The sequence below is a fragment of the Pseudomonas sp. GW821-FHT07F05 genome (genome assembly GCF_059418765.1).
Genome location: NZ_JBWKQL010000006.1, coordinates 181,038 through 202,222, shown reverse-complemented (window position 1 = coordinate 202,222; position 21,185 = coordinate 181,038). Strand labels below are relative to the sequence as shown.

Here is a 21,185-nt window from a genome sequence, read left to right as displayed (position 1 = left end):
TGCATCTACCCGAGTCCGCTCGCGTACGTATGCCCGTTTTGTAAAACGCACCGGCCTTGTCAGCGACATGCTTGAGTCCCGGGCGGCAGATGACCTGCCGCTACACGCCTCGCCATCGAGGGGTGTTTCGGGATAGTTGAAACTCTATCTATCGTTGCATAGGAGGACGTTTCATGAGCACAGCCTATCAAGAAGACATCAGCAGCCATGTTCTGCGCTGCATGAAAGAAGGCGGTTTCGACTTCGCACGCATTCACCCCATCGAGTTCTATGCCACCTTTCCGGATGAGGACCGGGCGCGTCAGGCTGCGGAAAAATTTCGTGGCGAGTCAGTGAATGTCCAGCTCAATGCACTGGAAGACGGTGCCTGGCACCTGGAACTGAGCAAGTTGATGTACGCAACCTACGACGGGATAGGCGACTTCGAGCAGGATTTCCAGACGGCGATTTTCGGTCTGGACGGGGAGGTTGAAGGCTGGGGCGTCAAACAGGAGCTCAAGCGCCTTCATTGAGCTGATCAACCGTCATGCGCCGAAGCGAGGCGCCGATCGTTGGAAATGTCTCCCGCCTCCACGACCAAGTGTGGAGCGGGAGATGCACCGAGCTGAATCACGGGCAAAAAAAAGCCGCTCTCTTCGGAGCGGCGGAAAGGGAATATCGGGTGGCGTTGCCAATAAGGTTTTGAGCCAATCGCCTTGTGTGATCCGGCGGGTTGGTCTGCGGTATGGGGTGATTATGCTCAGCCTCTGAACCGCACGGAAATGAACTGTCGCTATGCCAGCGATAGATTTTCAAAGTTAACGACGCTTCGCCATGAGGCGTCGGGGAACGGGTTAGGGCGCATCGTGCACAGGAATGGTGCGGACGCTCCGGCTGTTTAATTCAACCCATTGATATTAAAGCGTTTATGCCGATGGCACGGGCCTTGCGAAGGCTCTGGTGTCCATGGTGACAAGGAGTACGGCATGATCCGCACCTTTTATGACGAGATGTACGATGCGGGCGGCATAGTTCGTCCGCATTATCGGGAATTCGCCCGCTGGTTGGGTGAAGCGCCGCCTGAGTTGCTCGCTCAGCGTCGGCGTGAGGCCGATTTATTGTTTCATCGCGCCGGGATCACATTCACGCTGTACGGGGACGAGCAGGGCACCGAGCGGCTGATCCCCTTCGACACCATTCCACGGAGCATTCCGGCCAGCGAATGGCGGGTGGTGGAGCGCGGCTGCATTCAGCGCGTCAAGGCGCTGAACATGTTTCTCGCTGACCTCTATCACGATCAGCGCATCATCAAGGCCGGGATCATTCCTGCCGAACAGGTCCTTGCCAACGAGCAATACCAGTTGGCGATGCAGGGCCTGAATCTGCATCGCGACCTGTATTCGCACATCTCCGGCGTCGATCTGGTGCGTGATGGCGACGGTACGTATTACGTGCTCGAAGACAACCTGCGCACGCCAAGCGGCGTGAGCTATATGCTCGAAGACCGCAAGATGATGATGCGGCTGTTCCCCGAACTGTTTGCCGCGCAACGCATCGCGCCGATCGATCACTACCCGAACCTGTTGCTGGACACCCTGAAGAGCTCTAGCCCGCTGGATAACCCCAGCGTCGTCGTGCTGACCCCCGGGCGCTTCAACAGCGCGTTTTTCGAGCACGCGTTTCTGGCCCGGGAAATGGGTGTCGAGCTGGTGGAAGGCGCCGACCTGTTCGTGCGCGATGACCGCGTGTTCATGCGCACCACCGACGGCCCGAAAGCGGTCGACGTGATTTACCGCCGGCTCGACGACGCGTTTCTTGATCCGCTGGCGTTTAATCCGGATTCAATGCTCGGCGTGCCGGGCCTGCTGGCGGCGTACCGGTCGGGCAATGTGGTGCTGGCCAATGCCATCGGCACCGGCGTGGCGGACGACAAGTCGGTCTATCCCTTTGTGACCGACATGATCCGTTTTTACCTCGACGAAGAGCCGATTCTCAAGAACGTGCCGACCTGGCAGTGCCGCAAGCCCGAAGAGCTGTCCCACGTGCTCGCCAATCTGGGCGATCTGGTGGTCAAGGAAACCCAGGGCTCCGGCGGTTACGGCATGCTCGTGGGCCCTGCAGCCACCGCCGCCGAAATCGAGTCGTTCCGGGCGCGGCTCAAAGCCAAGCCCCACGCGTATATCGCGCAACCGACCTTGTGCCTGTCGACCTGTCCGACCTTCGTCGAGAACGGCATCGCCCCGCGCCACATCGACCTTCGCCCGTTCGTCCTGGCTGGCCGCGAAACCCGTGTAGTGCCCGGTGGTCTCACGCGTGTTGCCCTGCGCGAAGGCTCGCTGGTGGTGAACTCGTCGCAGGGTGGCGGAACCAAGGACACCTGGGTGGTCGAGGATTAAGGATGCCTGCCAATGCTAAGTAGAACTGCCTCGGATTTATATTGGATGTCGCGGTACCTGGAGCGCGCCGAGAACCTCGCGCGGATGCTCGACGTCAGTTATTCGCTGTCGCTGATGCCCCAGGACGGACGCGGGGATGGCCTCAATGAAATCGCCATGCCCCTGCTGATCACCGGAACCCTGGACGATTACCTGGAGCGCCACGGCGACCTGCATGCCGAGCGCTTGCTGCACTTTTTCGCGCTGGACGCCGAGAACCCTGCGAGCATCTTCAGTTGCCTGGGCGCGGCGCGGGCCAGTGCCCATGCGGTGCGTGGGCGCATTACTGCGGACATGTGGGAAAACATCAACGCCACGTATCTTGAAATTCGCGGCATCGCCGAGCAGGGTTTGAGCCGCTACGGCATGAGCCGTTTCTGTGAGTGGGTCAAGGAGCGTTCGCACCTGTTCCGCGGCGCGACTTACGGCACCATCATGCGCAACGACGCGTTCCGTTTTATTCGTCTGGGGACGTTCATCGAGCGCGCCGACAACACCCTGCGCATGCTCGATGCGCGCTATGAAATGCTCGAATTGCGCGGCCCGTCCGCCAACGCGGCGGCAGACAGTTCCGCCGCTGGCTACTATCAATGGAGTGCGCTGTTGCGCGCATTGTCGTCCTTCGAGGCGTACACAGAGGTTTATCGCGATGCACCGGGTGCCCGTCAGGTCGCCGAATTGCTGCTGTTGCGTGCGGACATTCCGCGCTCATTGCGCGCGTGCCTTGAGGAGCTGGACATCATTCTCGCCAGTCTGCCGGGGGCCAATGGCCGTCCCGCCCAGCGTCTGGCCGCCGAGCTGGACGCTCGCCTGCGCTACACCGGCATCGACGAGATCCTCGATGAAGGCCTGCATGAGTGGTTGAACGAATTCATTCCACTTCTGGCCCAACTGGGAAGCGTCATTCACACTTCTTACCTGGAGGCTGCATGAGACTCTCAATTAGCCACGAGACCACCTATCACTACGACGATCAGGTCCGCGCCAGCATCCAGTATTTGCGTCTGACCCCCCACGACAGCGAGCGCCAGCAGGTGTTGAGCTGGCAGTTGGCATTGCCGCGCCCGGTGCGTGCGCAGATCGATCCGTTCGGCAATATTCTCCACGTGCTGACCCTGGACGAACCCCACGAAGCCATCATCATCGGTGCGCGCGGCCAGGTCGAGATCGACGAGAAGCGCGAGGCGGAACACGAGACTCAGTCGTCGCTGCCGTTTCTGCGCTTCACCCGCCTGACCGAGGCTGACGAAGCGATTCGCGCCTTTGCCATCGCGCAGACCCACAAGCGCACCGACCGCACCGCGCTGATCGACATGATGCACGCGCTCAACGAGCACATCACCTACACGCCGGGCTCCACAGCCGTCGATACCAGCGCCGCCCAAGCGTTCGCCAGCCGTGTTGGCGTCTGTCAGGATCACACCCACGCGTTTCTGGCCTGCGCCCGCAGTCTCGGGGTGCCGGCGCGCTATGTGTCGGGTTATCTCTACAGTGACAGCAGCGAACACCTGTCCAGCCATGCGTGGGCGGAGGCGTGGATTGACGACGCGTGGTACAGCTTTGATGTGACCAATCAGTTGGCGATCCCGGAACGGCATCTGAAGCTGGCGGTCGGTCTGGATTATCTGGATGCCTGCCCGGTACGCGGCATGCGCCGTGGCGGTGGTTGCGAGCAGATGCACGCCAAGGTAGTCGTGTCGCCGTCAGCGCCGATTGCTGTTCCGGCCGCTGCGAAGAAAAAGCCCGTCCCCGCGCCGATGATTCAGGTGCAACGCCAGGGTTGATCAGCCCCTAGCGGTCGGGCGTTCAGCTCGGCCGCCTTCCCACCACTTGCGCGCTATTCAGTGCGCCAGGCAGCCACTCCCCCCGCCACAGAAAAAGCCGACACTCCGCAACACAACGACCTGATACCCATACGACCGCCGCTCACCTTGTATGAGACAGGGAATCAGGCGACGCCGTCGCAGGATGCTGCACGTGCCGAGCGCGGGCTGCTCAGCCAAACAACCGTGTCATGTTCGGCAAGATCAGCAGCAGCGTAGTGGCGAAAACGATGAGTCCGGCCTGACGTATTTTCGAGCGCTTGAACTTGAACTTGAACATGGTAAATGCCTTTTCTTGTTATTCCTGAGCGACAGAAACCCATGGGCTTTGGTCGAGACCAAGACGGGGGTTGGCAAAGGTGAGGCAAAAGAGCAGGTGCCCCGATCAGCAGATCGTGGACGGCGGGCGCTGGGTGAATCGATTTTGTTATGGCGCCACTGCTACTGACTTAACCTTAGAGCCCGCGTGCTGTGCGGTTTAGATCATTGAGGATTATCCAGTCCAATTCTTATAACTTCGTTAGGATTGGCGAATAGCCATCGCTCAGATATTCGCCTGCTAGACACCTGCGACCAAAACTGCCTGCTTTCAATAGCCCGCTACCGTTCGTCCGAGTCCGAAACTTCTCACAACCAGCTACCCTGTCAATCGATCCGGTGAAAGAGCGCGCTCTGTGATATCGCTTGTGATAGATAGTGCTCCCATGACAGTTCGACTATCGGCCGGACATATAAGAAGACAGATCATCGGTTTAGCGAGGACAGCATGACCGAAGCGTTTATTTACGATGCCTTGCGCACGCCGCGGGGCAGGGGCAAGCCGGATGGCGCGTTGTACAGCGTCAAACCGGTGGATCTGGTGGCAGGGCTGCTGAGAGAACTGCAAGTGCGCAATCACCTCGACACCCACCACGTCGATGACATTGTGCTGGGCTGCGTTACGCCCATCGGCGATCAGGGGGCCGACATCGCCAAAACCGCAGCGCTGGTCGCCGATTGGGCCGTCAGCGTGGCCGGGGTTCAGATCAACCGGTTCTGCGCATCGGGGCTTGAAGCGGTGAATCTGGGAGCGATGAAGCTCCGTTCCGGGTTCGAGGATCTGGTGGTGGTCGGCGGGGTCGAGTCGATGTCGCGCGTGCCGATGGGCAGTGACGGCGGCGCCTGGGTACTTGATCCGCACACCAACCTGCACACCCACTTCACGCCTCAGGGGATCGGCGCCGATCTGATCGCCACCCTCGAAGGCTTCAGCCGCGATGACGTGGACCTGTTCGCCCTGCAATCCCAGCACAAGGCGGCGCTGGCCCGGGAGCGGGGTGCGTTTCGCCGTTCGCTGGTGCCGGTCAGGGACCGGAACGGCCTGCTTTTGCTCGACCATGACGAGTTCATCCGCCCCGACACCACACTGGAGGCGCTGGGCAACCTGCGCCCGAGTTTCGAGGCCATCGGCAAAATGGGCTATGACGCCACGGCGCTGCGCGTCTACAGCCATGTCGAACGCATCGAGCATGTGCACACGCCGGGCAACAGCTCCGGCATCGTTGATGGCGCCGCGTTGATGCTGCTCGGCACCGCGCAAAAAGGTCAGGCGCTGGGCCTGCGACCGCGGGCGCGCATCGTGGTCACGGCGGTGACCAGCACCGATCCGACCATCATGCTCACAGGACCTGCGCCCGCCACGCGCAAAGCCCTGGCGCGGGCGGGGCTGACCATTGATGACATCGACCTGTTCGAGGTCAACGAAGCCTTCGCCTCGGTGGTGCTCAAGTTCATCAAGGACATGGGTGTCGACCCCGACAAGGTCAACGTCAACGGCGGCTCGATTGCCCTCGGCCACCCGCTGGGCGCCACGGGCTGCATCATTCTCGGCACGCTGCTCGACGAGCTGGAAGCCCGGCAGTTGCGTTACGGCCTGGCGACCCTGTGCGTCGGCGGCGGGATGGGCATCGCGACGATCATCGAGCGGGTATGAACGTGGAGCACGATAACCGCTACGCCGACCGCCTTTACCCGATAACCGTTTCAGGAAGAACGACCGCATGAGCGATGCCATCCGCTACGAAACCGGCACGGATCAGATCGTTACGCTGACCCTCGACATGCCCGGCCAGCAAGCCAATACCATGAACGCGGCGTATCGCCAGGCCATGGCCGAGACGCTCGAGCGCCTGCAGGCGGACAAAGAGGCCATCGCCGGTGTGATCATCCGCTCGGCGAAGAAGACCTTCTTTGCCGGCGGCGACCTCAATGAGCTGAGTCAGGTCGACGCCACCCGCGCCGCCGCCTTCTACCAGATGACCATGGACCTCAAGGCCCAGCTTCGCGCGCTGGAAACATTCGGCAAACCGGTGGTGGCCGCCATCGAGGGTTCTGCATTGGGCGGCGGGCTGGAGCTGTGCCTGGCCTGTCACCATCGCATCGCAATCAACGGTGGCTACGTGAAACTGGGCCTGCCGGAGGTCACCCTCGGTTTGCTTCCGGGCGGGGGCGGCACCGTGCGGCTGGTGCGCATGTTGGGGCTGGAGAAAGCGCTGCCGCTGCTGATGGAAGGCCGGACCATGGGCGTCGAGCACGCCTTGAAAACAGGTGTGATCGATCAACTGGCCAGCGATGCCGATGACCTGATGGCCAAGGCGCGTGAATGGATTCTGGCCAACCCGGCGCCGATCAAAGCGTGGGATCAACCGGGGTTTGAATTGCCTGGCGGCACGCCTGCGCACCCGAAAGTGGCGCAGATGCTGGCCATCGCGCCGTCGATGTTGCGCAGCAAAACCTGGGGCTGCTATCCGGCGCCGGAGAAGATCCTGGCCGCAGCCGTGGAAGGCGCCCAGGTGGATTTCCATACAGCAGAAAAAATCGAGGCGCGTTACTTCACCGAGCTCGCCACGGGACCTGTCGCCAAGAACATGATCGGCAGCTGGTTTCAGCTCAACCGGGTCAAGGCCGCAGAGGCGCGGCCCAAGGCGCCGCCGGTGTTCAACATGCGCAAGGTCGGCATCCTCGGGGCCGGGCTGATGGGCAGCGGCATTGCCTATGTCACGGCGGTGGCGGGCGTCAGCGTGGTCCTCAAAGACATCAATCTGGCCGCGGCGCAGAAGGGCAAGGATTACTCGGCGCGACTGCTGAACAAGCAGCTTGCCAGAGGCCGCATCACCGAGGCTCAGCGCGATGCCGTGCTGGGCCGTATCAAGCCGACAGGCCGCGACAGCGACCTTGAAGGCTGCGACCTGATCATCGAGGCGGTGTTCGAGAACCGCGAGTTGAAAGCTCAGGTCAGCGCCGCCGCCGAGCAAGTGGTCGTGCCCAATGCGGTGATTGCGTCCAATACCTCGACGCTGCCAATCACAGGCCTTGCCAGCGCCATCAGCCGGCAGGAGCGTTTCATTGGTCTGCATTTCTTCAGCCCGGTGGAGAAGATGCGCCTGGTGGAAATCATCAAGGGCGCACGCACCAACGACATGACCCTGGCGCGGGCCTTCGACTTCGTTCGCCAGATCGGCAAGACCGCGATTCTGGTCAATGACACGCGCGGCTTCTTCACCTCGCGGGTGTTCGCCACCTACGCCGACGAAGGCATTGCCATGCTCGGCGAGGGCGTCAGTGCGCCGATGATAGAGACCGAGGCGCGCAAGGCCGGGATGCCCGTGGGGCCGCTGGCAGTGTCCGATGAAGTGTCGTTGCGGCTGATGAGCCAGATTCGCCAGCAAACGCGCAAGGACCTGGCAGAACAGGGCGTCGAGCTTGCCGGGCATCCGGCCGACGCGCTGATCGAGCAGCTGTTGCATGAATTCGATCGCGCAGGGAAAACCTCCGGCGGCGGTTTTTACGACTACCCCGACGGCGGGCCCAAGCACTTGTGGCCGGAGTTGAAAACCCGGTTCGAGAAGCCCGACGCACAGATCAGCGGCCAGGATATTCGCGACCGGCTGCTGTTCATTCAGGCCCTTGAAACCGTGCGTTGCATGGAGGAGGGTGTGCTGCGATCGACGGCGGACGCCAACGTGGGTTCGATGCTTGGCATCGGCTTTCCGGAATGGAGTGGCGGGGCATTGCAGTTCGTCAATCAATACGGGCTGAAGCCGTTTATCACCCGCGCCCGGGCCTTGGCCGAGCGCTATGGCGAACGTTTTCAGCCGCCTGCGTTGCTATTGGAGAAAGCCGAAGAGGGGACGTTGTTCTAGCGAAGACTCCTCGCTGTGCCATATCAAGGGTTGGGACAGCGAGGGTTCAGTTGACGACAGCGCGTGGGCACAACTGGGCCTTGCCTTGCCCCGGCCTTCAAGGCAGGCTTGAGCCCACGCATTTTCGCTTTGTCGCTTCAGGAATTTTTATGTCGTTACGCATCTGCATTCTGGAAACCGACGTACTTCGCCCGGAGCTGGTCGATCAATACCAGGGTTACGGACGGATGTTCGAAAAACTCTTTGCTCAACAGCCGGTGCCTGCGGAGTTCGTCGTCTACAACGTCATGCACGGCGATTACCCGCCGGATGACGAGCAATTCGACGCCTATCTGATCACCGGCTCCAAGGCCGATTCCTTCGGCACCGATCCGTGGATCGAAACCCTCAAGACGTATCTGCTCGACCGTTACAAGCGCGGCGACAAGCTGCTGGGCGTATGTTTCGGCCATCAGTTGCTGGCGCTGCTGCTGGGCGGCAAGACCGAGCGCGCATCCCAAGGCTGGGGCGTCGGCATTCATCACTACAACCTCTCACCGACCCAGCCATGGATGACGCCGGCGCTGGACAAACTCACGCTGCTGATCAGCCACCAGGATCAGGTCACGGCGTTGCCCGAAGGCGCGACGGTCATTGCCACCAGCGAGTTCTGCCCATTCGCCGCGTATCACATCAACGATCAGGTGCTGTGCTTCCAGGGTCATCCGGAGTTCATCCACGACTACTCGCGCACCTTGCTCGACATCCGTCAGGACGCGCTGGGTGAGCAGGTCTACGGGAAGGGCATCGCCAGCCTGGAAGAAGACCATCACGGCACGGCGGTGGCGGAATGGATGATGCGGTTTGTGGCGAACAAGCGGCCGGTGAGCTAAAGCGCTGTTTTGCCGGGTTATGTGATCATTGTAGGACCGGCTTCAGCCGGGAAGGCGTCAGTCGCCACGCTGCAAAATGGATGGCGCTCACACCGGCCTCTTCCCGGCTAAAGCCGGTCCTACTGACAGCAAGTATTCCACCTGTGGGACCGGCTTCAGCCGGGAAGGCGTCAGTTGCCACGCTGCAAAATTGACGGTGTTCGGACAGGCCTCTTCCCGGCTGAAGCCGGTCCTACAGTCGTAGGCCTATGCGAATGCCTCAAAGCCAACCCGACCGCTTGAAGCTCGCGAACAAAATCCCGCACCCGCCGACGATCACGCCCAACACCATGTAATACCCGTAATGCCAGGTCAGCTCCGGCATATTCTGGAAATTCATCCCGTAGATCCCGGCGATGGCGGTGGGGAAAGCCAGAATCGCGGCCCAGGCGGCAAATTTGCGCTGGGTCAGGCTCTGCCGCGAAGACTCCAGCAGCAGGCTGATTTCGATGGTCTGGCTGGCGATGTCGCGCAGGTTGGAGAGGTCTTCCATCTGCCGTTTGACGTGGATCTCCACGTCGCGGAAGTACGGCCGCATGTTCTTGTCGATGAAGGGAAAGCTCAGCTTCTGCAGCTCTTCACCGATCTCCACCATGGGCGCCACGTAGCGGCGCAGGCGCAGCAGGTCACGACGCAGGGCGTGGATGCGGTGGATGTCGGCTTCGTTGAGGTCCTTGCGCAGCACGTTGTGCTCAAGCTCTTCCAGCTCGCAGTGAATCGATTCGGTGACCGGCTGATAGTTCTCGGTGACGAAATCCAGCAGCGCATACAGGACGAAGTCTTCCCCGTGCTCCAGCAGCAATGGCCGAGCCTCGCAGCGCTGACGTACCACCCCGTAGGACTTCGAATCGCCGTTGCGCGAGGTGATGACGTAGCCCTTGCCCGCGAAGATGTGGGTTTCGATGAAGATCAGCTTGCCGTTCTCGCGGATCGGCGCGTAGGTCACGATGAACAGCGCGTCGCCGAAGGTCTCCAGTTTCGGCCGGCTGTGGACTTCCAGCGCGTCTTCGATGGCCAGTTCGTGCAGATTGAACTGCCGCTGCAGCGTGGTCAGTTGTTCAAGGTCTGGCTGCTCAAGACCGATCCAGACGAAATGCCCGGGTTTCGCCGCCCAGGCTGCGCCTTCGTCGAGGGAGATGTTGGTGACTTTCTTTCCGGCGCTGTAAACGGCAGCGGCAACCACTCGACCCATAATGTCTGCTTCTTCTTTTAGGAAAAACTGACGCGCAGCTTAGCGCGCTCCCAGATCAGAGTCGGCGGATTTAAACGAGTTCGCAGGTTTTTTCAGTGCTGTTCAGCGTCTGTTCGGATGTCAGCAGCGGACCCGCGGACCTGCGCGTCCATGCTGGCGATGCAGGTCTGCATCTGGCCGTGACAGAGCCCGATGAGCTGCGGAATGTCTTCGCTGGTCAGGCCCGCTGTCGGGATCGCGGGCAGCGTGCGGATGATCACCTCGCCACTGTTCCATCGATTCAAATCCATGCTGCGCACGTACGTGCTTACGCACACGGGCACGATGGGCACGCCGGCCTCGATCGCCATCTGAAAAGCCCCGCGTTTGAACGGCAGTAATTCCGCGCCTTCGTTGCGTGTGCCTTCGGGGAACACCCAGATTGAAGTGTCTTTGTGCTGCAGGGTTTCGGTGGTCTGGAGAATAGCGCGGCGTGCCCGCTGCGGGTTGCCGCGATCGATTAACACGTTGCCCGCCAGCCAGAACAGCTGGCCAAAGAACGGCACCCACTTGAGGCTCTTCTTGCCGATGCAGACCGTGCGCGGCGGCACGATGTTGCCGAGGACAAACAGATCGTAATTGGACTGGTGATTACAGATGATCACGCAAGGCCTGGCGTGCTCGAACTGCGGGCTGAGCTGCGCATTCAGGCGCAGCCCGAGAATCCCCATGGCGGGGAGGGCGTAGAGGCGAGCACACAGGCGGCTGTTGTCAGGGTTGAACGGGCGGCACAAGCCAAGCAAAAGCCCCAGCGCACCAGCGACAAGAAAGTGCAGGCCCATCAACAACATACGCAATACGAACAGCATGCAAAAACCACCCGGTAGGCGAAAAGCCGCGCAGTGTACGGATGTGCACTGGAATCGGCAATCGGCCACGGGCCGGGCGGAGGGTCAGGAATTTAACGGGATGTTTCGGGGGAATGCGCTGCAGGGGAATGCAGCGCGTTGTCGGTGATGCCTCAGAGCGGGATCTGACGATCCAGCTCGATCGCCCGGTCGAGGGTCTCGAGGAATTCCTTGCGTACTTTCAACTTGGTTTGCTTGTGGGCGCGCATGTTGATCTTCTTCATCTGCAGCGCGACGGTGCGCGCGGCTTCGGTGAGTTCTTCCGGGGCGACCACTTTGTCGAAGAAGCCGGCTTGCAGCGCGCCCTTGGGGTCGAACATTTCGCCGCAGATCACCGAGCGACCGAAGGCACTTTTGCGCAGGCGGTCACGGGCCAGTTCGATGCCGGCGTGGTGCATGGTCATGCCGATTTGCACCTCGTTCAGACCAATGCTGAACGGACCTTCAACGCCGATGCGGTAATCCGCCGACAGCAGCAGGAAGGCGCCTTTCGCGACAGCATGACCGCCGCACGCGACCACCACGGGGAACGGGAACGACAGCATGCGCCGCGCCAGCGTGGAGCCTTCGGCGACCAGGGCCATGGCGGCTTCCGGCGACGAGGTCATGATTTTCAGGTCGTACCCGCCCGAGAGAATCCCCGGCTGGCCGGTGATGATCACCACGGCGCGGTCCTGCTCGGCGCGGTCGAGTGCGGCATTGAACGCGGCGACCACCTCGTTGCTGATAGCGTTGACCTTGCCGTTGGCCAGGGTCAGCGTCGCAACGCCGTCATCCAGTTGATAGGCGACCAAATCACTCATGGAGCGAGTCCTTTTTTGTTTTGAAGTGGCGCAGACGTTACCCACCCGGCAGGGCAAGGTAAAGCGCAAAGGATGACTGGCAAGTCAGGGGGCGGGTCGCCAGGCCTGGCGACCCTGAGATCAAGCGGAGAGGGCGCGGTTAAACCTCGACTTCGTTCAGTTCGCAGTACTCTTCCCAGTCCATGTCCAGTGCCTCGGCCGCTTCCTTGTGTGCAGCAAGGCGCAACTCCTTCAACTGCTCGGGGGTTTCGGCAATGAAAGTCAGCGCCAGCTCCCAGGTCGGGATGCCCAGATTTTCGGCTTCGTCTTCGAAGGCCCAGAGGGTCTGCTGTTGCTGCTCTTTCGGGCTCAAATCCTGGATCTCAGCCTGCAACATCGGATTGGTCACGATGTACTTCGCCAAGGCAGCTTCGGTCCAGTCGTTTGCGTTCATGCGGGGGTGATCTCCTGTGGGTCGAGCTGACGTGTTGCTGTGGGTGGATGCTGAGGTGAGGGGCGATTGTGCGTGATGTAAATCACTGGCGCCAGCGGCACACGCCCCGTCGGTCGGGGTAGCCCCGTGCGCAGGCCGCCGAACAAAAAGGGCCCGCTTTGCAGCGAGCCCTCGGTCAACGGCGTCGGAATATCAACCGATCGCCATCGGCTTCTTCACATTGCGGTGTGCGTTATCGCCCAGCAGCGGGTGAGGGCCGTGGGGGCCATACACGCCGACCGGTTCCGGAAAGGTGCGCAGCAAGGTGATGTACAGCAGCGCGGCCAGGCCAAGGGTGATCGGCAGGCTGATGTCGATGCCGCCCGCCAGATTGCCCAGTGGACCGACAAACTGCCCCGGCAAGTTGACGAAGCACAGGCCCACCGCCGCGCTCGGAAGCCACGCGCCCAGGCCGCGCCAGTTCCAGCCGTGTTCGAACCAGTAATGGCCACCGCTCTGACCCCGCGTAAACACTTGCAGGTCCGCCGGGTGATAGAAGCCACGGCGAACGATCAGGCCGAGCACCATGATGACGATCCACGGCGAGGTGCAGGTGACGATCAGCACCGCGAAGGTCGAGACGCTTTGCACCAGATTGAACGCGAAACGGCCGATGAAGATGAAGGCGATGGCCGCGATGCCGATCAGAATCGTTGCCTGAGCACGATTGAGCAGGCGCGGAAACATGCTCGACATGTCCAGCCCGGTGCCATAGAGCGACGTCGTGCCTGTCGACATCCCGCCGATGATCGCGATCAGGCACACCGGCAGAAAGAACCAGCTGGGCGAGACTGCCAGCAGGCCGCCGACGTAGTTGTTGTCGGTGATGTACTGCGGCGCCTGGGTGGCCACGATGGTCGCGGTGCACAGGCCGAACAGAAACGGAATCAGCGTGCAGATCTGGGCTAGAAACACCGACGCCATGATGCGTTTTTTCGATGTCTGGCGTGGGATGTAGCGCGACCAGTCACCGAGAAATGCGCCGAACGACACCGGATTGCTCATCGCCAGAAGCGCCGCTCCGATGAATGCCGCCCAGAAGCCCTCGCTGCCACGATTGACCGTGCCGGCGAAGCCCGCATCGAAGCTGCCACTAAACGCAAAGAGGCCGAGCAGGAACAACAGGCTTGAAGCGAACACCGCGATCTTGTTGACCCACAGCATGAAGCGGAAACCGTAGATGCACACCACCAGCACCAGCACGGCGAAAATGCCGTAGGCCAGCGCCAGGGTGATGTCGTTTTCCGGCAGGCCGACCATGCGTTTGGCGCCGCCGATCAACGCATCGCCCGAGGTCCAGACCGACAGCGAGAAGAACGCCACCGCCGTAAGCAGTGACAGAAACGAGCCGACAATGCGCCCGTGAACGCCAAAATGCGCGCCGGAAGAAACCGCATTGTTGGTGCCGTTGAGGGCGCCGAACAAACCCATTGGCGCCAGGATGATCGACCCGAGCACGACGCCCAGCAGGATTGACCAGACGCCGGCCTGGAACGACAGGCCGAACAGCACCGGAAAGCTGCCGAGCACGGCGGTGGCGAAGGTGTTGGCGCCGCCGAAGGTCAGACGAAACAGGTCGAGGGGCGCAGCGTCGCGCTGATGGTCAGGGATCTGTTCGACCCCGAAGGTTTCGATCGTGGTGGTGGGGTGAGCCATGGGATGTTCCTGCGCGCTGTCGTGTTGTTATAAGGCCGGCGCACAAGCGCTGGCCCGTTATCTCGACCGGTGAACCCGATCGTGGCATTGGCAGTGGTCGGCATTGGGACCATGAATCAGGTCAAGCAGTGGGTTGTGCGGGCGGCAGCCTCTGAGGGCCGCTCGCCATTTGATGGCACGTCCGGGCTAGCCCGTTTTCACCGACAGGTGTTCGTGGCAGGCCAGCCAGCGCGCGCCATAGTGCCGAAAGACAATGGTTTCGCGCTCGCTGAAATGGCTTTCTTCATCGCCGAAGCGGACGTGGGTGTCGACGTCGTGCATGAATATCGCCACATCACCCTGGACGCTGATGTGCACGTTGCGCGATTGGCAACCAAGCACCGCAAAGCCGTCTGCCTGCCAGCCCGCCCACACATCGCGGTAAGCGGCGCGGGACAGCAGGGGGGCGGGGAGGGTGTGAAAGAGGAAGGTGGCGTCTTCGGCGAATGCGGCGAAGTAGGTCTCGGTGTCGTTGCGGGCGAACGCGTCGATCAGCGCTTGTGCGGCGTGTTGAACGGCGTCGTGGCGGGTGTCGGTGGAGGTCATGGCCGGCTCGTTTTTGTGATTCTGGCGATGGGGCCCGACTGTAAGCAGCTCTCACGGGGCGTCACATCGGCGCCGGTAAAAACTTAGTTCAGAAAATTGAGAAGTAATGGTGAGCGGCAAGCCTTAAGCGACAAGCTGCAAGTGGTGAGCAGCGGTGCGCAGTCAGTTTCCCGAGGATTTCATCAGTCCGCGTTTGACGGGCTGACGAACACGGCCGCCGGAAGGATCGAAGCAGGCGCTTTCATAGCGAGGGGCGACGCACGTCGAGGGCAGGCCAGGGGGAGGCGGGCGAATGCTTTGCAGGCGATCGGCGATTTCCCGCTCGTTGGTGATGATCAGCTTTCTGCGCCGGCTGACCTGCAAAATCTCGGTAGCGTTCTTGTTCAGGCGATAGGGGAAGTCGGTCTCCTCCCATTCGCTGGAAAGTCGAGACGGAGGCGGGCGCAGAGCTGTGGATTCGCCCACGTAGGTCGGGCAAGGGCTTTGGGCGAAACTGATCGCGCCGTTGGCGGCGACGCACTTGAATACGTCGGCGTGCGTCACGTCGCACAAGAGCAACGTGATGACCGCTGCGGACAGTGTTGAAAATCTGATCATCGAAACCTCCCTGGATGGCGCAAGGCTACCATCCGGAAGGTGCAGTTGTCAGTGACCCTGATCGGGATCAGTGGGTTTCGTGGGCAGCTTTCTGGACTTTCGCCAACGCCAGGGCCGCGAACATGTCAGCGTCGCCCTGCAACACCTTCAGGTGATCTTCGACATGATCGGCGCTCGAGCGGGGCGCTTCGGAGTCAACCAGTCGGGTCACTTCGCACAACGCATTCGCCGTGATCCACAGGCTCTGGCGCAATTGGCTGATGATTTTCACCATGCTTTCCGAGCTGTCGAGATCGGCTTCACTCTCCGACTCCTCATGGGTCTGCATCGTCGAAAACGAGGGCAATTCAACGCGGGCCGAGGCCTCTACTCCCGTGACGACACGGGTAATGTCCACGCCGGCGGCGGCGATCTTGAACAGATAATCCGCCCTGGGCAGTCGCTGCCCGCTTTCGTAATGCCCCTGAGCGTTGGCTTCCACGCCACCAATGGCGCCCAGTGCGCTTTGTGTCAATTTCAGACGTTTTCTTTCTTGGCGCAAACGTTTACCGATGCCATTCATCACCTTCTCCTGCGAATTCGCACCCTGCGTGTGTCTCTCGCGGGTGCGCAATGGGGGCCGGAATACGGACTGTTTTTTTGTGTGTAGCGCTAGTCGTGTACAGGAATTGAATTCATTCACACAGTACGACGGGTAGACCTTAGCTGCTCAGACACCCAAATGGCGATTTTTCCGACGCTTTGCGTGGAAAAATCAACGCGGGACGATTCTAGTTATTCCGGTGGGTGGGGTCACGTGGTCGTTTGCTGGGTGGGGTGGCGCGGGGCAAGAGCAGACACATCACTGGTCTACCAGTCGATGCAGGAACTGGGGGGGCGAGCTTGCTCGCGAAGAGAAGTTTTGGCCGGAGAAGATGTGGCGGTCGACATGCCGCCTTCGTGAGCAAGCTCACTCCCACATAGACGAAATGTGTCGAGAGACACAAACAAAAATCCCCGCACGCCATAAGCGCTGCGGGGATCTTTTTAATGTGGCGGTGAAGGAGAGATTCGAACTCTCGATACAATTTCTTGTATACACACTTTCCAGGCGTGCTCCTTAAGCCACTCGGACACTTCACCGTATCTCTTCAGACGTTCAGTCTGTCGAGGCGCGCTAATGTAGTCGAAAGCTTTGGCGAAGGCAAAACTTTTTTTCAGAATTTTCATGCGGTTAAGCAAAAAGCGCGAAGCCCCTTGTGCTCATAAAGGTCCGGGGCTTTGCGTTGAAGGCGAGAGCGCCAGGATCAGGCGCCGAAGCCGCCGTCGATGGTCAGGCTGGCGCCGGTGACGTAGCCCGCTTCGGGGCCGGCGAGGTAGGCGACCATGGCGGCGATTTCTTCGGACTTGCCGTAGCGAGGGACGGCCATCAGGCCCATCAGTGTTTCGGCGAAGTCGCTGTCCGCCGGGTTCATGTCGGTGTCGACCGGGCCGGGCTGGACGTTGTTGATGGTGATGCCGCGCGGGCCGAGGTCGCGGGCCAGGCCTTTGGTCAGGCCGACCAGCGCCGATTTGCTCATGGCGTAGACGCCGCCACCGGCGAAGGGCATGCGGTCGGCGTTGGTGCTGCCGATGTTGATGATGCGACCGCCTTCTTTCATGTGCCGCGCCGCCTCCTGACTGGCGATGAACACGCTGCGTACGTTGATGGCCAGGGTTCGGTCGAAATCTTCGAGGGTGAACTCTTCGAGCGGCGCAATGGCCAGCACACCGGCGTTGTTGACGAGGATGTCGAGGCCGCCGAACGTTCCAACGGTCTTGGCGACGGCGCTGCGGATGTCTTCGGCGTTGGCGCTGTCGGCCTTGATGGCCAGTGCTTTGCCGCCGGCTGAGGTGATGCTGTCCTGCAACTCTTGCGCTTTGGCTTCCGAGCTGACGAAAGTGAAGGCCACTGCTGCGCCTTGTTCGACCAGCCGTTTGACGATCGCTGCGCCGATGCCGCGTGAGCCGCCTTGGACCAGTGCTGTTTTGCCGATCAAATTGGTGGGATGCGTCATGTCGATCTCCGATGAATGTGAGGAGTGGGTGGATGGGCACGAGTATCTGCCGACGATTACCCGCGCGGTAGCCGGTAATCGAGATAGTCTGTGTAAACCGGAAGTTGTGAGTGAGTGCGATGGAGAACTTCAACAGCATCGAATGCTTCGTGCGCAGTGCCGAGGTCGGCAGCTTTGCCGAGGCGGCGCGCCGCCTGAGCCTGACCCCCGCTGCCGTGGGCAAGAGCGTGGCCAAACTTGAGGCGAAGCTGGGCGTGAGACTGTTCCAGCGCAGCACGCGCAAGTTGACGCTCACAGAAGCGGGCCATCGGTTTCTCGGCGAAGTCAGCGCCAGCCTCAACACCATCCAGAGCGCTGTCGCCAACCTGGCCAGCGCCGAGGGCAGTCCCGCCGGCACGTTGAAAGTCAGCGTCGGCACTGTATTCGGATGCCTGTATTTAGTGCCGCTGCTGGCCGATTTTCTGCAGCGTTATCCGGCCATCACCCCCGACTGGCATTTCGATAACCGGCAGGTGGACCTGATCGGCCAAGGCTTTGACGCCGCCATCGGCGGTGGATTCGATCTGCCCCAGGGCGTTGTCGCGCGCAACCTGGCGCCCGCTCACCGCGTGCTGGTGGCGTCGCCGGAATGGGTGGACGCCCACGAAGGCATCACTCACCCGGACGATTTGCACGACTGCGACGGCATTCTGATCCGTTCGCCGCAAACCGGGCGGATCCGCTCCTGGCCGTTGAGCCATCGCAGCCATGAGCAGAGCCCGCTGCGCATAAAGGTGCGCATGACCCTGAGTGATTCCGAGGCTGCCTGCCGCGCGGCGAGTCAGGGTCTGGGCGTCGCGCTGGTGAGCATGCCGTTTGCCCTGCCGTACCTGCGCAGCGGTGCGCTGCAACGGGTGCTCCCGGAGTGGTATGTCGAGGACGGCAACATTTCCATCTATTACAGTGGGCACAAGCTACTGCCGGGCAAGACCCGTGCATTCGTCGACTTCATCATCGAGCAGTTCGCCGAACAGCAATGGGCTCGGCATTTCAGTGCCGTTTAATTAGGCAAACAATAGCTGCTGACGCAGCCCCGTAGGAGTGCGGTCACAGTGAATTCAGCGTCAAACGATCAGCAAAGCGGGGTACGCCCCTCCAGTCATGAAAGGAAGAGCAGTGGACATCCAACCGAAAGCCGCGCTGGTCCTCATCGACATGCAGCAGGGCATCAACCATCCCAAGCTGGGGCGGCGCAACAACCCTGACGCCGAGCAGCGGATGCTGGAACTGCTGAGCGCCTGGCGCGACAGCGGGCGAACGGTGATTCATGTGCGGCATTTCTCCCGCTCACCGGAGTCGGTGTTCTGGCCGCAGCAATCAGGTGTCGAGTTTCAACCGGCGTTTATGCCGTGGGTCGACGAAGGCGAGCTGCACAAACAGGTGCCCGATGCGTTCTGCCATTCGGCGCTGGAAGGTTGGTTGCGTGCGGACGGGATCAATCAGGTGGTGATTGTTGGCGTGGTGACCAACAATTCCGTGGAGTCGACTGCGCGCACTGGCGGCAATCTCGGCTTCGAGGTCATCGTGCCCCACGACGCCTGTTTCACCTTCGACGGCGCGGACTTTTTCGGACTGCCACGCACTGCCGAGGACATCCACGCCATGTCGCTGGCCAACCTGCACGGGGAATACGCGCAGGTGGTGGCGACCGAGGCTATTTTGCGCGCCTGCGCACCGTGACCGTGTTCAGAGACGAAAGCGCGCCATCTGCGCCCCAAGGTGTTCGGCCTGTTCCGACAGCTTCAGGCAATCTTCCCGGCAGGCTTTGACATCGCTGACCGTTGACTGGGCCAGGTCGGCAATGCCTTGCACGTTGCGGTTGATCTCTTCCGTCACGGTGCTTTGTTCCTCGGTGGCGGCAGCGACCTGCTGGTTGCGATCGGTGAGTTCTTCGACATGGCCGGCAATGGCATCCAGCGAATTACCGGTGCGACGGCTGGCTTCGACGCCGGTGCCGGTTGCCGCTTGTCCGGCGCGCATCGAGGTGACGGCTTGGTCGGCACCGCTTTTGAGCTCGCCCATCATTTGCTGGATCTCCGATGTAGCGCTCTGGGTACGGCCGGCGAGGGTGCGAACTTCATCGGCGACCACGGCGAAGCCCCGGCCCATCTCGCCGGCACGGGCCGCTTCAATGGCCGCGTTCAGCGCCAGCAGGTTGGTCTGCTCGGAGATGCTGCGAATGACACTGAGCACCTGATCGATGGTGGAAATCTGCGTCGCCAGGGTTTCCACCGCGCCAGCCGCCGTGCCGACGCCGTCGGACATGCTCTGAATATGCCCGAGGGATTCACCCACCACCTTTTTCGCGGACATCGCTTCCTGATGGGTACTACGCGAGACGTCGGCAGCGGCGCCCGCATTTCGCGCGATTTCCTGCACGGTCAGGCCCATTTCATGAACAGCGGTGGCGACCATGTCAGTCATCTGCTGTTGCTGCATCGCACGGGTGGACGTGCTGTCGACCACGCGGGTGACGTCCACCACGCTGTGGCGCAATTGCTCGCTGGTCCTGAGCGCATCGCCGATCAGCAAACGCAGGCTTTCGATGAATCGATTGAAGCCACGGGCCAGATCGCCCAGCTCGTTTGCACGGCTCTCATCCAGACGTCGGGTCAGGTCGCCCTGGCCGCCGCCGATGTCCACCAGCGCCGTCGTCACCTGCTGGATCGGACGGACAATGCCGCGGGCAATCCAGGCGACGAAGCCGAGGAAGCACAACACCACCGCCAGACTGATCGCCGAAATGGTCCGCAACGCATCCTTGGCCGGGCCATAGACTTCGGCCAGTGGCACCTCGCTCACCAGCGTCCACCCCAGCGAGGCGACGGGTTTGGCGACCGCCACGTAGGCCTCGCCATTGCGTTCGAATTCCAGCGCCTGACCATTTCCGTTGCCTGCCAGCAGGTTGCGCGCTGCAGCGTCGCCCACCAATTGGGTGAGGGATTGGCGATCGTTCAGCTCGGCGTTCGGGTGGACCTTGACCTGTCCGTCCTGGCTGACCAGATACACCTGGCCGTGCTCGCCGAAGTGGAAGTCACGGACCATCTGCGACAGCGCGCTCATGCTGAAACCCAGTCCGGCCACGCCGACCACGGTGCCGTTGTGCTCGATGCGCTGGTTAATGAACAGCGTCGGCACCTTGGTCGTGGCATCGATATCGATGTCCAGCGAGCGCTGCTTGTTGCTGTCGAGAAATCCGTAGAACCAGCCGTTCTCCGCCGGGCCGCGCTGGAGGGTGCGATCGGCGCCTTTGTTGGTGATGTAGTGGCCGCTGTCCTTGGCGACGATGAAGGTCGTCAGCGCGTTGTGCTGTTGCTGCACCTTCGCCAGATAACGAATGAATGCAGGCTGTTGGGCCGCGTCCTCGCCGTTGGCGAGCCATTCGGAAACCAGTGTGTTGTCACCGATGTCGCTGGCCGCCGTCAGGGGAGCCGCCAGTAACCGTTCGAGATCGTTGCGGATCGCGTCGACGCTGGCTGGCATCGCCTGCTGCAACAGGTAGCGGTCGGTCAGTTTGTTCAGCGCGAATGCATAGATGGCGATCACGATCAGGCTGCTGATCACCAAAGCGGCCCCCATGCTCAATGTC

General features: G+C 61.3%; 19 protein-coding genes, 1 tRNA gene and 1 pseudogene. 9 read left to right on the top strand and 12 right to left on the bottom strand.

The features are described from left to right. The first annotated feature begins 173 nt into the window (after window positions 1-173). The 7 genes from AC07RO_RS15275 to AC07RO_RS15245 all read left to right on the top strand — a co-directional run bounded on the left by AC07RO_RS15275 (window position 174) and on the right by AC07RO_RS15245 (window position 9,290). Window positions 174-512 carry a ribonuclease E inhibitor RraB gene (locus tag AC07RO_RS15275; protein ID WP_192175034.1) on the top strand — a complete coding sequence of 113 codons (339 nt, stop codon included), beginning with the start codon at window positions 174-176 and terminating at the stop codon, window positions 510-512. A gap of 453 nt (window positions 513-965) precedes the next feature. Then, a complete protein-coding gene (locus AC07RO_RS15270; protein ID WP_074891898.1) occupies window positions 966-2,375 on the top strand; it encodes a circularly permuted type 2 ATP-grasp protein in 1,410 nt (469 codons plus the stop codon). Between the two features lie 12 nt (window positions 2,376-2,387). Next, a complete protein-coding gene (locus AC07RO_RS15265; RefSeq protein WP_065989404.1) occupies window positions 2,388-3,347 on the top strand; it encodes an alpha-E domain-containing protein in 960 nt (319 codons plus the stop codon). Then, complete coding sequence (locus tag AC07RO_RS15260) at window positions 3,344-4,198, top strand: transglutaminase family protein (RefSeq protein WP_495086427.1); 855 nt, start codon at window positions 3,344-3,346, stop codon at window positions 4,196-4,198. The genes AC07RO_RS15265 and AC07RO_RS15260 overlap by 4 nt, the downstream gene beginning before the upstream one ends. Window positions 4,199-5,003: 805 nt before the next feature. After that, entirely contained in the window at window positions 5,004-6,209 is a 1,206-nt protein-coding gene (locus AC07RO_RS15255; RefSeq protein ID WP_495086426.1) for an acetyl-CoA C-acetyltransferase, read from the top strand. A 67-nt stretch (window positions 6,210-6,276) separates the two neighbouring features. Then, window positions 6,277-8,418 carry a 3-hydroxyacyl-CoA dehydrogenase NAD-binding domain-containing protein gene (locus tag AC07RO_RS15250; RefSeq protein ID WP_495086425.1) on the top strand — a complete coding sequence of 714 codons (2,142 nt, stop codon included), beginning with the start codon at window positions 6,277-6,279 and terminating at the stop codon, window positions 8,416-8,418. 149 nt (window positions 8,419-8,567) lie between these two features. Continuing rightward, window positions 8,568-9,290: an amidotransferase gene (locus AC07RO_RS15245; RefSeq protein WP_495086424.1), complete on the top strand. Its 723-nt coding sequence runs from the start codon at window positions 8,568-8,570 to the stop codon at window positions 9,288-9,290. Between the two features lie 259 nt (window positions 9,291-9,549). Here the strand turns inward: AC07RO_RS15245 and AC07RO_RS15240 are convergent, their stop codons facing one another. From AC07RO_RS15240 to AC07RO_RS15195, 10 genes are all read right to left on the bottom strand, one after another. Next, complete coding sequence (locus AC07RO_RS15240; protein ID WP_192175029.1) at window positions 9,550-10,521, bottom strand: magnesium and cobalt transport protein CorA; 972 nt, start codon at window positions 10,519-10,521, stop codon at window positions 9,550-9,552. 92 nt (window positions 10,522-10,613) lie between these two features. After that, window positions 10,614-11,369 carry a lysophospholipid acyltransferase family protein gene (locus tag AC07RO_RS15235; protein ID WP_495086423.1) on the bottom strand — a complete coding sequence of 252 codons (756 nt, stop codon included), beginning with the start codon at window positions 11,367-11,369 and terminating at the stop codon, window positions 10,614-10,616. A 152-nt stretch (window positions 11,370-11,521) separates the two neighbouring features. Beyond that, on the bottom strand, window positions 11,522-12,211 hold the full coding sequence (locus AC07RO_RS15230; RefSeq protein WP_122537869.1) for a crotonase/enoyl-CoA hydratase family protein: 690 nt from the start codon (window positions 12,209-12,211) through the stop codon (window positions 11,522-11,524). A gap of 139 nt (window positions 12,212-12,350) precedes the next feature. Beyond that, window positions 12,351-12,644: a DUF6388 family protein gene (locus AC07RO_RS15225; RefSeq protein ID WP_122537871.1), complete on the bottom strand. Its 294-nt coding sequence runs from the start codon at window positions 12,642-12,644 to the stop codon at window positions 12,351-12,353. 192 nt (window positions 12,645-12,836) lie between these two features. Further along, on the bottom strand, window positions 12,837-14,339 hold the full coding sequence (locus AC07RO_RS15220) for a purine-cytosine permease family protein (RefSeq protein WP_495086422.1): 1,503 nt from the start codon (window positions 14,337-14,339) through the stop codon (window positions 12,837-12,839). 186 nt (window positions 14,340-14,525) lie between these two features. Next, the gene (locus AC07RO_RS15215) at window positions 14,526-14,924 is read right to left on the bottom strand and encodes a YybH family protein (protein ID WP_495086421.1); all 399 of its coding nucleotides are present in this window, start codon (window positions 14,922-14,924) and stop codon (window positions 14,526-14,528) included. A gap of 162 nt (window positions 14,925-15,086) precedes the next feature. Further along, complete coding sequence (locus AC07RO_RS15210; RefSeq protein ID WP_495086420.1) at window positions 15,087-15,521, bottom strand: DUF4124 domain-containing protein; 435 nt, start codon at window positions 15,519-15,521, stop codon at window positions 15,087-15,089. 67 nt (window positions 15,522-15,588) lie between these two features. Further along, window positions 15,589-16,083: a helix-turn-helix domain-containing protein gene (locus tag AC07RO_RS15205; protein WP_192175023.1), complete on the bottom strand. Its 495-nt coding sequence runs from the start codon at window positions 16,081-16,083 to the stop codon at window positions 15,589-15,591. 470 nt (window positions 16,084-16,553) lie between these two features. Continuing rightward, window positions 16,554-16,643 (bottom strand) — tRNA-Ser (locus tag AC07RO_RS15200). Window positions 16,644-16,807: 164 nt separating this feature from the next. Then, complete coding sequence (locus tag AC07RO_RS15195) at window positions 16,808-17,557, bottom strand: 3-oxoacyl-ACP reductase family protein (protein ID WP_495086419.1); 750 nt, start codon at window positions 17,555-17,557, stop codon at window positions 16,808-16,810. A gap of 119 nt (window positions 17,558-17,676) precedes the next feature. On the opposite strand from AC07RO_RS15195, the gene AC07RO_RS15190 reads away from it, so the two are divergent. Next, window positions 17,677-18,600: a LysR family transcriptional regulator gene (locus AC07RO_RS15190; RefSeq protein ID WP_495086482.1), complete on the top strand. Its 924-nt coding sequence runs from the start codon at window positions 17,677-17,679 to the stop codon at window positions 18,598-18,600. Between the two features lie 112 nt (window positions 18,601-18,712). Beyond that, window positions 18,713-19,276 (top strand): cysteine hydrolase family protein, encoded by a 564-nt coding sequence (locus tag AC07RO_RS15185; protein WP_495086418.1) that lies wholly within the window; start codon window positions 18,713-18,715, stop codon window positions 19,274-19,276. A gap of 6 nt (window positions 19,277-19,282) precedes the next feature. Here the strand turns inward: AC07RO_RS15185 and AC07RO_RS15180 are convergent, their stop codons facing one another. Next, complete coding sequence (locus AC07RO_RS15180; RefSeq protein ID WP_407073269.1) at window positions 19,283-20,011, bottom strand: methyl-accepting chemotaxis protein; 729 nt, start codon at window positions 20,009-20,011, stop codon at window positions 19,283-19,285. A 129-nt stretch (window positions 20,012-20,140) separates the two neighbouring features. Next, window positions 20,141-21,079 (bottom strand): annotated as a pseudogene (locus AC07RO_RS15175) (sensor histidine kinase); the annotation flags it as partial. Between the last annotated feature and the right edge of the window lie 106 nt (window positions 21,080-21,185).

Coding starts and splice junctions, on each gene's coding strand:
- AC07RO_RS15275 (WP_192175034.1), top strand. CDS start 174: ATGAGCACAGCCTATCAAGAAGACATCAGCAGCCATGTTCTGCGCTGC.
- AC07RO_RS15270 (WP_074891898.1), top strand. CDS start 966: ATGATCCGCACCTTTTATGACGAGATGTACGATGCGGGCGGCATAGTT.
- AC07RO_RS15265 (WP_065989404.1), top strand. CDS start 2,388: ATGCTAAGTAGAACTGCCTCGGATTTATATTGGATGTCGCGGTACCTG.
- AC07RO_RS15260 (WP_495086427.1), top strand. CDS start 3,344: ATGAGACTCTCAATTAGCCACGAGACCACCTATCACTACGACGATCAG.
- AC07RO_RS15255 (WP_495086426.1), top strand. CDS start 5,004: ATGACCGAAGCGTTTATTTACGATGCCTTGCGCACGCCGCGGGGCAGG.
- AC07RO_RS15250 (WP_495086425.1), top strand. CDS start 6,277: ATGAGCGATGCCATCCGCTACGAAACCGGCACGGATCAGATCGTTACG.
- AC07RO_RS15245 (WP_495086424.1), top strand. CDS start 8,568: ATGTCGTTACGCATCTGCATTCTGGAAACCGACGTACTTCGCCCGGAG.
- AC07RO_RS15240 (WP_192175029.1), bottom strand. CDS start 10,521: ATGGGTCGAGTGGTTGCCGCTGCCGTTTACAGCGCCGGAAAGAAAGTC.
- AC07RO_RS15235 (WP_495086423.1), bottom strand. CDS start 11,369: ATGCTGTTCGTATTGCGTATGTTGTTGATGGGCCTGCACTTTCTTGTC.
- AC07RO_RS15230 (WP_122537869.1), bottom strand. CDS start 12,211: ATGAGTGATTTGGTCGCCTATCAACTGGATGACGGCGTTGCGACGCTG.
- AC07RO_RS15225 (WP_122537871.1), bottom strand. CDS start 12,644: ATGAACGCAAACGACTGGACCGAAGCTGCCTTGGCGAAGTACATCGTG.
- AC07RO_RS15220 (WP_495086422.1), bottom strand. CDS start 14,339: ATGGCTCACCCCACCACCACGATCGAAACCTTCGGGGTCGAACAGATC.
- AC07RO_RS15215 (WP_495086421.1), bottom strand. CDS start 14,924: ATGACCTCCACCGACACCCGCCACGACGCCGTTCAACACGCCGCACAA.
- AC07RO_RS15210 (WP_495086420.1), bottom strand. CDS start 15,521: ATGATCAGATTTTCAACACTGTCCGCAGCGGTCATCACGTTGCTCTTG.
- AC07RO_RS15205 (WP_192175023.1), bottom strand. CDS start 16,083: ATGAATGGCATCGGTAAACGTTTGCGCCAAGAAAGAAAACGTCTGAAA.
- AC07RO_RS15195 (WP_495086419.1), bottom strand. CDS start 17,557: ATGACGCATCCCACCAATTTGATCGGCAAAACAGCACTGGTCCAAGGC.
- AC07RO_RS15190 (WP_495086482.1), top strand. CDS start 17,677: ATGGAGAACTTCAACAGCATCGAATGCTTCGTGCGCAGTGCCGAGGTC.
- AC07RO_RS15180 (WP_407073269.1), bottom strand. CDS start 20,011: ATGGTCGCCACCGCTGTTCATGAAATGGGCCTGACCGTGCAGGAAATC.